This is a genomic window from Desulfofarcimen acetoxidans DSM 771 (genome assembly GCF_000024205.1).
Lineage (GTDB): Bacteria > Bacillota > Desulfotomaculia > Desulfotomaculales > Desulfofarciminaceae > Desulfofarcimen > Desulfofarcimen acetoxidans.
Genome location: NC_013216.1, coordinates 2,512,439 through 2,527,318, shown reverse-complemented (window position 1 = coordinate 2,527,318; position 14,880 = coordinate 2,512,439). Strand labels below are relative to the sequence as shown.

The window sequence follows — 14,880 nt, the reverse complement described above, 5'->3', positions numbered from 1 at the left end:
GTGCAAGCAATACTGGCTTTAGAAGACGGTGCTATTTTCACCGGAGAGGCTTTCGGAGCTACCGGTGAGCAGTGGGGAGAGGTTGTTTTTAATACCTCTATGACAGGTTACCAGGAAGTCTTAACCGACCCTTCCTACTGCGGCCAGATAGTAGTAATGACATATCCGTTAATTGGCAACTATGGTATCAATAAAGAAGACTTTGAGGCGAAAAGATCTTTTGCAAGAGGTTTTATAGTACGGGAAATATGTGACCGTCCCAGTAACTGGCGAGTAAGTTGCACAGTATCCGATTTCTTAACTAAAGAAAATATTATCGGGTTGGCCGGAGTGGATACAAGGGCTTTGACCCGTCATTTGCGCAGTCATGGAACCATGCGCGGGATCATTTGTACAGGCGAGGCGGATATCAAAGAATTGGTTAACAAGGCTGCCAACAGCCCGGATCTTTCCGAGCAGGAAATGATATCTGTTGTTTCCACCTGTGAAAGCTATACTCTGCCCGGCAGCGGGCCGCGTGTTGTTCTTATGGATTTAGGTTCTAAATCAAATATTGCCAGCTGTCTCAATAAGCGTGGCTGCGAAGTTATTATTGTGCCTCACGATGCCGGGCCGGAAGATATTCTGGCCTTAAATCCGGACGGCATGATGCTTTCCAACGGGCCGGGAGACCCGGTAATGGTGCCGCACGGTATTGAAAATACCAGAGCTCTTTTGAATAAGCTGCCTATTTTCGGTATCTGTTTGGGCCACCAGGTGGTTGCCCTGGCCCTGGGAGCTAAAACCTATAAATTGAAATTCGGCCACCGGGGGGCTAATCACCCGGTTAAGGATTTGCACAGCGGCAAAGTTAATATAACCAGCCAGAATCATGGTTTTGCAGTAGATGAGGCATCTTTGAACGGTCTGGATGTATATGTCTCGCACAGAAATTTGAATGATAATACAGTGGAAGGCATTGCTCATAAGCACCTGCCTTTGTTTACGGTACAATATCACCCGGAAGCTTCACCTGGACCAATGGAATCTGCCTATCTTTTTGATGAATTCATAGCTAGACTGAAGCAGGAGGTGTAGTGCCATGCCGTTAAAAGAGGGTCTGAAAAAAGTGATGGTCATCGGTTCCGGCCCGATCATCATCGGCCAGGCAGCCGAGTTTGATTATGCAGGTACCCAGGCTTGCCGGGCTTTGCGCGAAGAGGGTTTGGAAGTTGTGCTGGTCAATTCTAATCCGGCTACCATTATGACAGACAGCAATATGGCTGACCGGATATATATTGATCCCCTGACACCGGAATTTGTGACCAAGGTTCTGAAGAAAGAGAAGCCGGACGGTCTCCTGCCCACTCTGGGCGGACAGGTAGGTTTAAATATGGCTTTGCAGTTGGCTAAATCGGGTGTTTTGGAGGAAACCGGAGTTCAACTGCTGGGCACACCGCTGGAAAGTATCATCAAGGCGGAAGACAGGGAAGGCTTTAAATCGATGATGCAGAGCATTAATGAGCCTATACCGGAGAGTGACATTGTTTCCAGCGTGGAGGATGCTGTTAAGTTTGCCGAGAGAGTCGGTTTCCCGTTGGTTGTGCGTCCTGCTTATACTCTTGGCGGCACGGGCGGCGGAATGGTTTATAATATGGCTGAGTTAAAGAGTACTGCCACCAGAGGCATCAGGCACAGTATTATTAACCAGATACTGGTAGAACGCAGTTTAGTTGGCTGGAAGGAAATTGAGTTTGAGGTAATGAGAGACAGTATGGATAACTGTATAACCATATGCAGTATGGAAAACATTGATCCTATGGGTATCCATACCGGTGACAGCATTGTTGTGGCACCCTGTCAGACTTTAAGTGATAAGGAATATCAGATGCTGAGATCAGCCTCACTAAAAATTATCAGGGCTCTGGGTGTGCATGGCGGTTGTAATGTGCAGTATGCTTTGGACCCCGACAGTTTCCAGTACTATGTTATTGAAGTTAACCCGCGAGTTTCCCGTTCTTCCGCTCTGGCTTCCAAAGCTACTGGTTACCCGATTGCCAAGGTGTCAGCCAAGATTGCCGTCGGACTGACACTGGATGAAATTAAAAATGCAGTTACCGGCAAGACTTATGCTTGTTTTGAGCCGACTATTGATTACGTGGTGTTCAAGTTTCCCCGCTGGCCTTTTGATAAGTTTGCCCTGGCTGACAGGCAACTGGGTACTCAAATGAAGGCTACCGGTGAGGTAATGTCTATTGATCGGACTCTGGAAGGGGCCATTCTCAAAGCTGTACGTTCTCTGGAAATCGGTTCACCCGGTCTGGCAGTTGAGGGAGCGGAGGCTTATACAGAGGAGCTTTTGGAAAGCAAGCTCTCTCATCCTGAGGATGAGAGACTTTTCCTGGTTGCGGAAGCTTTCAGACGGGGTATGCTGATTGACCGGGTTCATGAATTAACCAAGATTGATCGATTTTTTCTGGATAAAATATATAATATAGTCAAAATGGAAAAGGAAATTAAGCTGGTTAAAGGGAATATTAACAGGCTCAAACCTGAACTCTTGACCAGAGCTAAAAAAATGGGGTTTGCTGATGTCTATCTGGCCAAACTGGCTGGAGTGGATTATGAGTTTTTGAGATCTTATCGCAAGGAACTGAATATTGTCCCTTCCTACAAAATGGTTGATACCTGCGCGGCTGAATTTGAAGCGGAAACTCCTTATTTTTATTCTTCCTATGATCAGGAGAACGAAGCTTTGCCGTCGGAAAAAAGAAAAATCGTGGTGCTCGGTTCCGGCCCGATTCGCATTGGCCAGGGTATAGAGTTTGATTACTGCTCGGTTCATTCCGTTTGGGCTCTGCGGGAGGCAGGAATTGAAGCCATTATTATCAACAATAACCCGGAAACTGTCAGCACTGACTTTGATACGGCGGATCGCTTATATTTTGAGCCTATGCTGCCGGAAGATGTATTAAACATACTGGAGAATGAAAAACCGGAAGGTGTAATTGTGCAGTTTGGCGGGCAGACAGCTATAAATCTGGCTAAGCCTCTGGAAAATGCCGGTATCAAAATATTGGGAACATCTGTGGAAAACATAGACAGGGCAGAAGACAGAGAGCGCTTCGACCGTCTCTTAAGCAAACTTAATATTCCCCGGCCGGCCGGCAATACCGTTTTTTCAGTTACTGAAGCTATCGGTGTGGCTGACGAAATAGGCTACCCGGTGCTGGTGCGTCCTTCCTATGTGCTGGGTGGCAGGGCTATGGAGATAGTTTATAATGAAATTGATTTATTGAACTATATGGCTTCAGCAGTTAAGGTAACTCCTGAACACCCTGTACTTGTTGATAAGTACCTTTGCGGCAAAGAGCTGGAGGTAGACGCTATCTCTGACGGCAAGGATGTCTTAATTCCGGGTATTATGGAGCATATTGAGCGTGCGGGAGTGCATTCGGGCGACAGTATAGCTGTCTATCCCCCGCGCAATCTGTCTGACAGAATCAGAGGTTTGCTAGTGGATTATACCACCAGGTTGGCTAAAGAGCTGAATGTCAAAGGAGTAATCAATATCCAGTATGTGCTGCATGAGGATCAGTTGTATGTATTGGAAGTAAACCCTCGTTCCAGCCGTACCGTACCCTATATGAGCAAGATTACAGGCATACCCATGGTCAATTTGGCTACAAAGATAATTTTAGGGCAAACTCTGGCTGATTTGGGTTATTCAGCCGGTTTGTATCCTGAATCCAAGTTTGTAGGTGTCAAGGTGCCTGTATTCTCCTTTGGCAAATTGCTTCAGGTGGATATCTCCTTGGGGCCTGAAATGAAATCTACCGGTGAAGTTATGGGTATGGATAAGAATTACTGTATAGCAACATACAAGGCTTTCGTGGCGGCAGGCTATGATTTTCCCAAACACGGTACTATTTTGGTCACAGTAGCCGATAAGGATAAAGCTGAGGCACTGCCTATTATCAAAGGCCTGGCCGGTTTAGGCTATAAAATATGTGCTACCAGAGGGACTGCTGATTTTCTGGCCAGTGAAGGCCTTTCCGTTGAGTCTGTCAATAAGGTTCATGAGGCTTCTCCCAATATTATTGATTTAATCAGGCAAAACTCCATCCACCTGGTAATCAATACTTTAACCAAGGGTAAAGCTCCGGAGCGTGACGGCTTCAGAATACGCAGGACAGCTGTCGAACACGGTGTTCCCTGCCTGACTTCTCTGGATACGGCGCGTGCTATATATGAAGTTCTGGGCGCGATAAAAGTTGGTGGGGATATAGAACTTTTACCGCTCCAGGAGTATATGAAGAATAAATAGCAGTATTTGAGAGGGGGACTATTCCCCTCTCATTAATTAATATATGGAATATAGTTGGGTTCCATTGGAACCAGTGTGAAAGGTCGTGTAGAATTGTCCTTTTTGATAGATGCCTTAGTTATTAAGCAGGAGCGGGTAGGACCCGGACTTTATTTTATGGAATTGCAGGCACCTGAAATAGCGCGGAAAGCTGTGCCGGGTCAGTTTGTGCATATGCAGGTGAGCAGGGAACTCGAACCTTTGCTGAGACGTCCTTTCAGTATTTATAATGCTGATCAAGATAAAGGCAGGCTGGAATTGCTTTATCAGGTTGTAGGAAAAGGGACGGAAATTTTATCTAAAGCTGCTCCTGGTCAAAATTTGAGTGTGTTGGGCCCGCTGGGCAGGGGATTTGTTTTGCCGGAGAAAGGACAAAAGGTTATGGTGGTGGGAGGCGGTATAGGCATAGCACCGCTGGTCTTTTTATTAAAGGAGCTGGCAGCCGGAGGCATATCGGCAGAAGTTTATCTGGGGGCCAGGACAAAAACATGCTTACCGTCTTTGTCACAAGTTGGCTCAATGGGCTTTCAGCCTAAAGTTGCCAGTGATGACGGAACAATAGGTTATCACGGACAAATAACGGCCTTGCTGGAAAGGGATATGGCAGATACGGCTATAGCTTTTCTTAAACCGGACATGGCTTATGCCTGCGGGCCTAAACCTATGCTAAAAAGTTTGGCCAGGTTGCTGCTGGCTAAACACATTCCTTTTCAAGTGTCTCTGGAGGAGCATATGGGCTGCGGTGTGGGCGCCTGCCTGTCCTGCGCCTGTAAAATCAAGGCGAATAACCAGGAAGGTTACCTTTACCGCCATGTATGTGTAAACGGGCCGGTATTCCCCGGTGAGGAGGTGGTATGGGATGAAGCCTGAGCTATCAGTCAATATCGGTGGCATTAAAATGAAAAACCCGGTAACCACTGCTTCCGGAACCTTTGGCTATGGGCCGGAATACGCGCCCTACATTGATTTGAATCGTTTAGGCGCAATAGTTGTCAAAGGAACTACCTTAAAATCCCGCCAGGGTAACCCTACTCCCAGGATTGTTGAGACACCTTCGGGTATGCTCAATGCAATAGGTTTGCAAAATCCCGGTGTTGATTATTTCATTGAGCGGGCTTTGCCTTTTCTAAGTAATTTTGACCTGCCGGTGATTGTTAATATCTCCGGTGATACGGTGGAGGACTACGGGCTGCTGGCCGGAAAGCTTGACAGTGCGTCCGGTGTAGCCGGTTTGGAAGTAAACATTTCCTGCCCTAATGTAAAAAAAGGCGGCTTGCAGTTTGGCAGCGATCCTGAATCGGCTGCCGAAGTGGTGCGAGTGATTAAAAGCAGTACCGGTCTGCCGGTAATAGTAAAGTTATCTCCCAATGTGACCAGTATAACGGACCTGGCGGTAAGCGTAGCTGAGGCCGGTGCAGATGCTTTGTCTTTAATCAATACTATTTTGGGTATGGCTATAGATATTAAAGCCAGGCGTCCTGTTTTAGGCAATATTATGGGAGGTTTATCCGGTCCTGCTGTTCGCCCTGTAGCTGTGCGGTGCGTCTGGCAGGTCTATAAAGCGGTAAAATTACCTATTATAGGAATGGGTGGTATTGTTTCTGCTGAAGACGCTATCGAGTTTATACTGGCGGGTGCCAGCGCTGTAGCCGTGGGTACGGCTAACTTTGTCAATCCGAGAGCGACTGTAGAAATACTGGAAGGAATTGAAGAATATTGCCGAAAATATGGTTGCCGGGATATTCAGGAACTGGTGGGGGCAGCACACAGGCAATAAGGAGGTAAAAACAGTTGAATACCCGTGATCGATTGATTGTAGCACTGGATGTGGACAGCCCGGAAAAAGCAATACACTTAACCAAACTGCTGTCTCCTTATGTGGGAGCTTTTAAGGTAGGCATGGAGCTGTTCAACAGTGTGGGGCCAGAAATAATTTATACTCTGAAAAAACTCGGTGCCAATATCTTTGTTGATTTAAAACTTCATGACATCCCCAATACCGTGGCGCGAGCCTCCAGGGTTTTGACCTCTCACGGCGCTGATATACTTAATGTTCACGCTGCCGGAGGCAAAGAGATGATGCAGTCCGCTGCGCAGGCGGTTAATAAAGAGGTTTTGGACAAAGGCTTAACCAGACCCCTGGTAGTGGCTGTTACTGTTTTAACCAGTATTAGTGCGCGGGCATTTAAAGAGGAAATAGGTTTTGCCGGTGAAATTGAAGATAAGGTGGTAAACTGGGCTAAACTGGCTCAAGCCGCCGGCCTGGACGGCGTAGTGGCTTCACCGCAGGAAATTAGAGCTATCAGGCAGGCTTGCGGACCTGAGTTTGTCATTATTACCCCGGGCATTCGCCCGTCCGGTGGCGCGGTGCATGACCAGAAAAGAGTGACCACACCGGGAGAAGCCATAGCTGCAGGTGCCACCTATATAGTAGTGGGGCGGCCAATTACGGAAAATTCGGATCCCGTTCAGGCAGCCAGGAATATTGTTTCCGAAATGAACTGATATTTTGAATTAAGAGGTGATGAGATGCTGAACAGAGAAGAAATTTTAAAAATATTCACTGATACCGAAGCTATGTTAACCGGTCATTTCCGGCTCACTTCCGGCAAGCACAGTGACCGCTATTTTCAATGCGCCCAGGTGCTGCAATACCCCCGTTATTGTGAAATTCTATGCCGGGAACTTGCAGAGCGTTATCAAGGTACCAAAATAGACACTGTTATCGGGCCGGCCATGGGGGGTATTACGATTTCTTATGAGGTGGCCAGGATTTTAGGTGCCAGGAGCCTCTTTACAGAAAGAGAAAATGGTTTAATGACTCTGCGCCGTGGCTTTACAATACAGCCGGGTGAAAAAATACTGGTTGTGGAGGATGTTATCACCACCGGAGGCTCTGTAATGGAAGTGATCAAGCTTGTGCGAAGTGCCGGTGGGGATGTCGTCGGCGCCGGTGTACTGGTAGATCGCAGTAACGGCCAAGTGGATCTGGGTGTACGTACTGAGGCATTATTAGTTACTTCCGTTGTCACCTATGAACCGGAAGATTGTCCTCTGTGTAAAGAAGGTATTCCTGCTGTAAAACCAGGCAGCAGAAAGGCTTAATTAATAATATTTGTCATATCGCAGCAGAATTGCTTGACAGACTTTTTGAGCTTTATATATGGCTGTACAGTTTAAGGTGGATAATTTAGAAACAATTGAGCAGGAAGGGGTGATTAACCCCGTCCTCTCATACTTCTGCTGTAGGTACTGTACGTTATACGGTGATACTCATTGCTTTGCAAGTAGTATTTTATATTTACAGGTTGTCATTATAGTCTTTGGCAAAGAATTCCCCGGCATCCGCATTTTTTAACGCAGCCTTGACTAAGAAAGAGTTATTGGAAAGTATAATATCAAAAGCGCCGTTGTATTTCCGGGTAATTCTCTGGATGATGGAAATACCGTACCCATGCTTTGTCTTATCTGCTTTTGATGTGATAAAGTCTTCACCGGCCATAACCGGTGCCACAGGGGAAGTATTTAAGACACCGAAATAAATAAAACCATTCTTCATTCTGATAGAAATATCAATTTTCTTCTTATGACCCTCCGGTATTTTAATGCAAGCCTCAATAGCGTTGTCCAGCATGTTAACCAACAGGCTGCACAGGTCGTTGCCCTGTATTTTTAATTTATCGGGCAAATTTCCGGTAAATCTAACTTCGATTCCGCTGTCTTCGGCTTCAGAAATTTTTTCGGTTAAAATGGCGTTGATTAGCTTGTTTTCACAGAGGTATGTTTCCTTTATTTTCTTAAAGTCATAGCCTACCTGTTTCAGATACAGTTTTAATTCTTCATATACCCCATTCCCCGCCAGATTGCTGATCACCGAAAAATGCCTGTCGATATCATGCCAGATCCGTTTGGTTTCTTCAATGTACTTTTCTGTCTTGTTATAATTCTTATATAGAAGTTCTCCTTCCAGCCGCAGGGTCATATTTTCATTAAGTATGCGGTATTCCTTTTGAGCAGAGCTTAGAACCACCTTTCCGGTCATTAGTACAAGGACCGGAAGAGCCGTAATGATTAAGCTGAAATCCATTGTCTCATATCTTCCGGCAGTAAAATAACTGTGGGCATTGATTACTGAGGTCAATAAAATGGCAATGACTGAGACAGCAATTTCCGGCCGTCCGGAGCCGGATTTGAATTCTTTTACGAAGGTAATGATGAGGCCTGCCAGGATGGCGGCAAACAATGCCGGCTGCCAGTGCAGAAAAATAATATCAATATTTAAAAAGTTACAGACTAACCATATTGCCAGAAACACGCTCTGGACAACGGCCATTGCTGTAAGCAGCCTGCTTTGGGCATAGCCCCTGTCCGCCGCTACAAATAATAACGCCGGTATAGGCAGCGCCAGATTTATGATATTCACCATCCAGTAAACAGCCTCCGGCCCTGTATAAAAAGCAATGCTGCTGAGATTTAATAAAATGCCTGTCCCTATAAACAGCGCTATTAGAGCGAGCATCAATAGAGAAAGGTCGAATTTTTTTAAAATAGCTGAAATCAGTGTAAATATCAATATGGATATGCCGATAAATATATAAAGCAACGCGAAAGCTGATTTCATCAGGTCGGATTTTTGTAAAGCCCTGATTATCTCTATGGCATTATCCAATATAATATATTTGGACACCGCTGTGTTCCCTGGTTGATTAGTTGCCAACACCAGCCTGAACTCCCTGCCGTCTGTGCCGTCGGGTATTTTAAGTATATGGGTTTTTACTCCCCGGACCTCTTTGCTGTCCAAAGGGGGGTTGAAGGTGTAAATGTCTTGATCATTGACAAAGGCTGCCACGCGGTAGCCGATGGTGACAAAGCATACGCTTTGATCTACCGTGGCAGGCAGTGTCTTAGTGAGGACTGCCAAGTGCTCATTTTTCAAAGAACCTGCTTTAGCAAAAGAGGCAGCTTCGTACAGGGTTTTGGTACCACCGGATATTTTCCAGCCTGTGTTCATGGTGTGCGTATCGGTATTATAAAACAGGCCACGGCTGCCGCTTATGAGATCGGCACACATCAACAAACCTGAAAAACACAGGGCAGCCAGGGTGAGAAGCCAGATCTTCCTGGACGACACAGGCGTCACCTCACTTGACTTAATAGCTTGACTAAATAGTGGAATATTATGCTATTATAATATTAAAGGCTACAATAAAAATAAACAATATGCTTCAGGCATAAAAGCTGCTTATTTATAACGGTATAAAGGTTGGTAAAGAATCATGCTGTATAAAATAGCTATCTGTGATGATGAGGAGAATTTTGTCGTCGCACTGCGCCATCAGGTGTCGGGGATTTTGCACAATACTGGTGTTGCCTTTGATATCGAAGTTTTTTTCTCCGGCGAAGCGTTATTAAACTGTATCAACGAAGAACCCGCCGGCTTTGACCTGATTTTTCTGGATATTTTCATGAAGGAAATCAACGGCATTGATACGGCCAGAGCCATTCGACTCACTAATAATTACGTCGCCATCATCTTCACCACCGTTTCCGGGCAATATGTTTATACTGGTTATGAGGTGCAGGCGCTGCAATATCTTTTGAAACCCATAAATACGCAGGCCCTGGCAACCGCGCTGTTGGTTGACCTCAAAAGGCGGTTTGAAAACCGGTATTTTGTCTTTAAATCAAGAGGGATGACCCATAAAGTGCCCTATGACGACATCGAGTTTTTTGAAAGTACCTTGAAATCGGTGAATTTGGTGGCTAAACAGGGGATTTATGAAATCAATTCCGGAATATCCGGTATGGAAAGCAGTTTGCCCAAACTGAACTTTTGCCGCTGCCATCGTGGCTTTATAATTAATTTCAAACAGGTTTCTATGATGAACGCGCAGTTTTTCACCACCCTCAGCGGGACACTAATACCCATCGGGAAGACCTATGCCAAGGCGGTAAACCGCGCTTTCTTAAATTATATCGGCAGCAGCGATGAAGCTTAGATTACCTTTGCCGGTGAGTGCATGATGGCAAGAATTTTAATAAAGTGATGTAATCACCTGCTTTTTAACTTTTGTTAAAGGACAGGCGGTTTTTTGTTGTGCGGTATTAAACAATAGATCACCCTTGGTATGAACAAACGTTTTTAGGGTATATATGACTGTTGTCCGGTAAATTGCAGACATGTTAATTTTATAAAGAAGATAAATTCTAGTATTTTAGGAGGAAGTGTATTATGGATCCATTATTAGGGGATATTGAACTATTTGCCTTTGATTTTGCACCTAGGCACTGGATGCCCTGTGAGGGTCAAACGTTGAGCACTGCGACATATCAGACTTTGTTTTCACTAATCGGCATTACATTTGGAGGTAACGGTATCACCACCTTCTGCCTGCCTGATCTGCGAAATGCGCTGCCCATGCAAGGTATGGGAATGCATTACTGCATAGCGGTAGAGGGCATTTACCCCAGCAGATATTAATCTAAATGTCTAAAATTTTAAATTTCAGGAGGATGAAATTATGGATTATTTTTTGGGACAAATTATCGTATTCCCATACAGTTTTGTACCAGTGGGATGGATGCTGTGCAACGGACAACAGCTTTCAGTACAGCAGAATGCAGCCCTGTTTTCCTTGATAGGCAACAAATTCGGCGGAAACGGCCAAACCACTTTCAATCTTCCCAACCTGCAAGGAGCAGAAGCAATACCGGGTACCGGATATTATATTTGTGTCTCCGGCATATACCCGACCAGGGAATAAGTGATAATAACCTAAACAAAGGGATTTTTGAAAGGATGGATTGCAATTATGAGTAATATTGCTCTAAAAAAGGCCGCAGGGGCAAACAGTTTTGTTTATCCTTACATACCGGCTAAAGCAGTTGACGGGGTAGTGACACCGCTCAACAGGTGGCTGGGTACATCGCCGATTCCACCGTCGCCGGGAGTACCGGTACCCAACTGGCTAAGTGTCGACCTCGGCGCTAATTTTTGGGTCAGCCGATGGGTGGTCAAGCAACTGGGAGGCGTAGGCTGGTCGACTAATTACAATCTGGTAGATTACAAGTTTCAGGGAAGTCTGGATAATTCTAATTGGTTCGATCTTGACAGTGTGACCGATAATTCGTTAAATTGCACCGACAGAACGATTACACCCTATAAGGTTAGGTGGGTAAGGGTTTACATTACCAAAGGCTTGAGGTGTAATACAAATTTTGCTTCGATAGCGGAATTTGAAGTGTATGACGCGCCTCCCACAGACTCGACCTTATCGGCTCTTAGTTTAAACAGCGGTGCTGCCGTTATTCCTATTAATCCGCCCTTTGCAAAAACAACCGTTGCGTACACCGCGTCGGTTGGCTTTGACACTGAAAATATAACCGTGATGCCAACGACGACAGATCCTAATGCCACAGTTGAGGTAAACGGTGTCCCGGTGCTGTGGGGGCAGTCATCCCAACCGGTCAGCCTGACAGCGGAAGGCATTACACCGGTTAATATAGTGGTTACTCCCGTTATCGGTGAGCCGCAGACATATACAGTCAATGTGACCAGGGCCAGCAGCCCGTATTTGAGTGGGTTGGCAATAAAGTCAGGAAGGACAACGCTTACTCTTTCCCCGCCTTTCAATCGGAATACTTTTGAGTATACTGCTACGGCCGGCGTTATCACAAGTGTTTTAATAACCGCTACCGCCGAAGATACCGGCGCGACAATCGAAATTAAAGGCAATCCTGCAACCAGTGGAGTTGCATTAACGGTTCCTGTGAGCACAGGCAGCAATCCGATTGATATCGTAGTTTCTTCAGTATTTGGTACAGATCAAAAAACATATCTGTGCACAATAAATGTCGGATCTTGATTATATAATCGAGCCGCCTGGAAGATAGTTGCTTTTATCCTCCGGGCGGTAATGAATTTAAAAATCATGGGGAGGGGGGCAAATGTTAATATTTTGAAGAAAATAGTATTTTATCAATTTTATATAATTGTTATTATTATATCAATTATATGCCTTTCAGCGAAACCTGCCGCTTATGCAGCAAGTGCTTCAATTAATGTATCACAGGATGTTGCGACTGATAGTTCTATTATAGATGAAAACAAAGCACATCCAATGATCAATCCGGTTACTGATAACTCTGGAAGTATAAATGTTAACTGGGTTGGGAGCGTACTAGACTATGAGCCTCCTCTTACATATGAAAGAGCGGCTGTCAAATTCAGTCTTGCCGGAATTACAGGTACAATTACCACTGCCACATTTAAATTTTATGTTGTCGATGTTGAAGGAAGCCCTGTGGTAAACATAATTCCAACCGAGGATGACACTTGGAATGAAACTGACTCAAGTCCGGCTTTTCCTACTTATAATGCAGAGAATATCCTTTATTCAATGCCAGTAACTCCTGATGACTGTGAAAAATTTAAAGAATTTAATGTTAAAGATTATATTCAATCATGCGTTGATGCTGGGAAAACAAATGTTGTTTTCGTACTGACAGGGATAGAGGGTGAAGGTTTATGTGATTTTAACTTTGTCAGCAATCAGGATGATAATACAGATTTATGGTCAAAACTGGATTTAACTTACACTCCGGTGCCAACTCCTCCTACGGTAACCGGACCGGAATACACCGGTGACACGAGACCTACCTGGAGCTGGAGTACGGGTGGAGGGGGCAATGGAACATTCCGATATAAACTGGACGATGATGACTTATCTTTGGGAGCCACTACAACGACCTCACTGAGTTACACTCCGGGAAGTGACTTATCCAACGGTTCTCATACTCTTTATGTGCAGGAATCGAATGGTGTAATTCCGGCCCGCTGGTCGGATAGTGGCAGCTTCACTATTACTGTAGTTCTTCCAGCCCCGGTGGTGAGCAGCATCAGCCCGACCAGTGGGCCATCAGCCGGAGGGACATCAATAACAATCAGTGGCACCGGCTTTACTGGGGCCACTGGGGTGAAGTTCGGCAGCACAGCGGCTACCGGCTATACAGTTGACAGCGATACCTCGATCACAGCCACTTCCCCGGCGGGGAGCGGCACAGTGGATGTGACGGTAACAACGTCAGGTGGGACCAGCGCGACGGGTTCGGGCGATCAATTTACCTACATCCTTGATAACGGAGGCCTGAACTATGATTTGTCAGTTTGGGCGACGACGCCAAGCATGACTGTTTATGACGGTAAACTCTATACAACCTGGGTGGAAAACACGAGTGGTCATACGCAAATAAGAGTAAAGAAATATAACGGCACAACATGGGAAAACGCTGACAGCGGCAGTTTGAATATGGATACGCAAAAAGGTGCCTATAATCCTATTTTAATGCCCTATGGAAGTGATTTATATCTTGCTTGGTATGAAGAAACGGGTGCTGATTACCAGGTATATGGAAGGGAATATAACCGTACGGCAAATAGCTGGGAAAATGTTGAGGATCTAAGTTATAGCGCCAACAAAGCCTTTAACGTGAAGCTGGCGGCTTGCAATAACATACTGTATGCAGTATGGCTGGAGAACAATGGAATAAAAAATCAGGTCAGAGCCAAAGTATTTGCCGGTAGTACCTGGAATCAGGCGGATCCGGGAACCTTAAACTGTGATCCCGCTCAAAAAGCAACACTCCCATCGGTTGCGGTATACAGCAATACCCTCTTTGCTGCCTGGAGTGAAAAAGGAAACATTAGAGTAAAAAAATATGATGGCGGAACATCCTGGAGTACGGCAGACAATAATACAAGCATTAATATTGACAGCACTAAATTTGCCGATATGCCGATCCTGTTGGCCGATAGCAGCAACCTGTATATCATTTGGGCTGAGCAGGATAATTCAGGTATATACCAGATCAGGGCCAAAAAATACAACGGTACTTCATGGGATCAAATAGACAGTGGCAGTTTGAATGATAGTTCATCCCAAGATGCATCCATGTTAAACGGAACCGTGTACAATAATATTCTTTATGCAGCCTGGACGGAAAATGGCAAAGTTAAAATTAAGTCATATGCATCAGGCACATGGAAAACAGCAGATGATATAAACTATGATCTGTCAAAAGCGTCTTCCGGGCCGGCCTTTGCGGAATATGACAGTAAACTATATGTATCGTGGAAGGAAGGCAGCGGTACGGCAGACAAAATACGTGCCAAGGTATATGCAGGCGAATAAACATGGGTGGATTAAAATAGAATGGGGTGTGCAGTATGGAAAAAGAAACAATCAAAATGCCATGGATACCCCCGCAAATAATTGAGATTGATATCAAGCTGACAGAAAACGGTGGGGGAATAGGTATTGATATAGCGAGCCAAGGGGTCGATATGAGTTCCTAATATTTATTTATGGTATGGTTAAAGTGCAGCGGGCTATCTGCCCGTTGCACTGTTTTTCACTCAGATACAGATGAAGAAACCTTATATTTGTCAATATATAATTAAGTTCCACGGAAACGAAATGCTTATCCGGTGGCAAACCGGCAGCTAAATAAGCCGGTAACGTTGGTGTATGGAGGCA

General features: G+C 45.2%; 13 protein-coding genes. 12 read left to right on the top strand and 1 reads right to left on the bottom strand.

Annotated features, from left to right (window positions below; translation table 11 throughout):
- From carA to pyrE, 6 genes are read left to right on the top strand one after another with little or no spacing between them, the layout of a single operon-like run.
- Positions 1-1,077, top strand: coding sequence for a glutamine-hydrolyzing carbamoyl-phosphate synthase small subunit (gene carA, locus DTOX_RS11515; RefSeq protein ID WP_015757865.1), 1,077 nt, complete (start codon positions 1-3; stop codon positions 1,075-1,077).
- Between the two features lie 4 nt (positions 1,078-1,081).
- On the top strand, positions 1,082-4,306 hold the full coding sequence (carB, locus tag DTOX_RS11510; RefSeq protein WP_015757864.1) for a carbamoyl-phosphate synthase large subunit: 3,225 nt from the start codon (positions 1,082-1,084) through the stop codon (positions 4,304-4,306).
- Positions 4,307-4,360: 54 nt separating this feature from the next.
- A complete protein-coding gene (locus DTOX_RS11505; RefSeq protein WP_015757863.1) occupies positions 4,361-5,215 on the top strand; it encodes a dihydroorotate dehydrogenase electron transfer subunit in 855 nt (284 codons plus the stop codon).
- Positions 5,205-6,122, top strand: coding sequence for a dihydroorotate dehydrogenase (locus DTOX_RS11500; protein ID WP_015757862.1), 918 nt, complete (start codon positions 5,205-5,207; stop codon positions 6,120-6,122). Before DTOX_RS11505 ends, DTOX_RS11500 begins: the two co-directional genes overlap by 11 nt.
- A gap of 14 nt (positions 6,123-6,136) precedes the next feature.
- Complete coding sequence (pyrF, locus tag DTOX_RS11495; RefSeq protein ID WP_015757861.1) at positions 6,137-6,850, top strand: orotidine-5'-phosphate decarboxylase; 714 nt, start codon at positions 6,137-6,139, stop codon at positions 6,848-6,850.
- Between the two features lie 27 nt (positions 6,851-6,877).
- Positions 6,878-7,450, top strand: coding sequence for an orotate phosphoribosyltransferase (gene pyrE / locus DTOX_RS11490; protein WP_042317151.1), 573 nt, complete (start codon positions 6,878-6,880; stop codon positions 7,448-7,450).
- Between the two features lie 196 nt (positions 7,451-7,646).
- Here pyrE and DTOX_RS11485 read toward each other — a convergent pair whose 3' ends face one another.
- A complete protein-coding gene (locus tag DTOX_RS11485; protein ID WP_015757858.1) occupies positions 7,647-9,476 on the bottom strand; it encodes a sensor histidine kinase in 1,830 nt (609 codons plus the stop codon).
- 145 nt (positions 9,477-9,621) lie between these two features.
- On the opposite strand from DTOX_RS11485, the gene DTOX_RS11480 reads away from it, so the two are divergent.
- The 6 genes from DTOX_RS11480 (at position 9,622) to DTOX_RS24825 (ending at position 14,699) form a co-directional block, all read left to right on the top strand.
- A complete protein-coding gene (locus DTOX_RS11480; protein WP_015757857.1) occupies positions 9,622-10,344 on the top strand; it encodes a LytR/AlgR family response regulator transcription factor in 723 nt (240 codons plus the stop codon).
- 233 nt (positions 10,345-10,577) lie between these two features.
- Positions 10,578-10,826, top strand: a complete 249-nt coding sequence (locus DTOX_RS11475) for a phage tail protein (RefSeq protein WP_015757856.1) — start codon at positions 10,578-10,580, stop codon at positions 10,824-10,826.
- A gap of 40 nt (positions 10,827-10,866) precedes the next feature.
- On the top strand, positions 10,867-11,109 hold the full coding sequence (locus DTOX_RS11470) for a phage tail protein (RefSeq protein WP_015757855.1): 243 nt from the start codon (positions 10,867-10,869) through the stop codon (positions 11,107-11,109).
- A gap of 48 nt (positions 11,110-11,157) precedes the next feature.
- Positions 11,158-12,210 (top strand): cadherin-like beta sandwich domain-containing protein, encoded by a 1,053-nt coding sequence (locus tag DTOX_RS11465; RefSeq protein ID WP_015757854.1) that lies wholly within the window; start codon positions 11,158-11,160, stop codon positions 12,208-12,210.
- A 93-nt stretch (positions 12,211-12,303) separates the two neighbouring features.
- Positions 12,304-14,535: an IPT/TIG domain-containing protein gene (locus DTOX_RS11460; protein ID WP_242652421.1), complete on the top strand. Its 2,232-nt coding sequence runs from the start codon at positions 12,304-12,306 to the stop codon at positions 14,533-14,535.
- A 35-nt stretch (positions 14,536-14,570) separates the two neighbouring features.
- Positions 14,571-14,699, top strand: a complete 129-nt coding sequence (locus tag DTOX_RS24825; RefSeq protein ID WP_278184550.1) for a hypothetical protein — start codon at positions 14,571-14,573, stop codon at positions 14,697-14,699.
- Positions 14,700-14,880 lie beyond the last annotated feature (181 nt).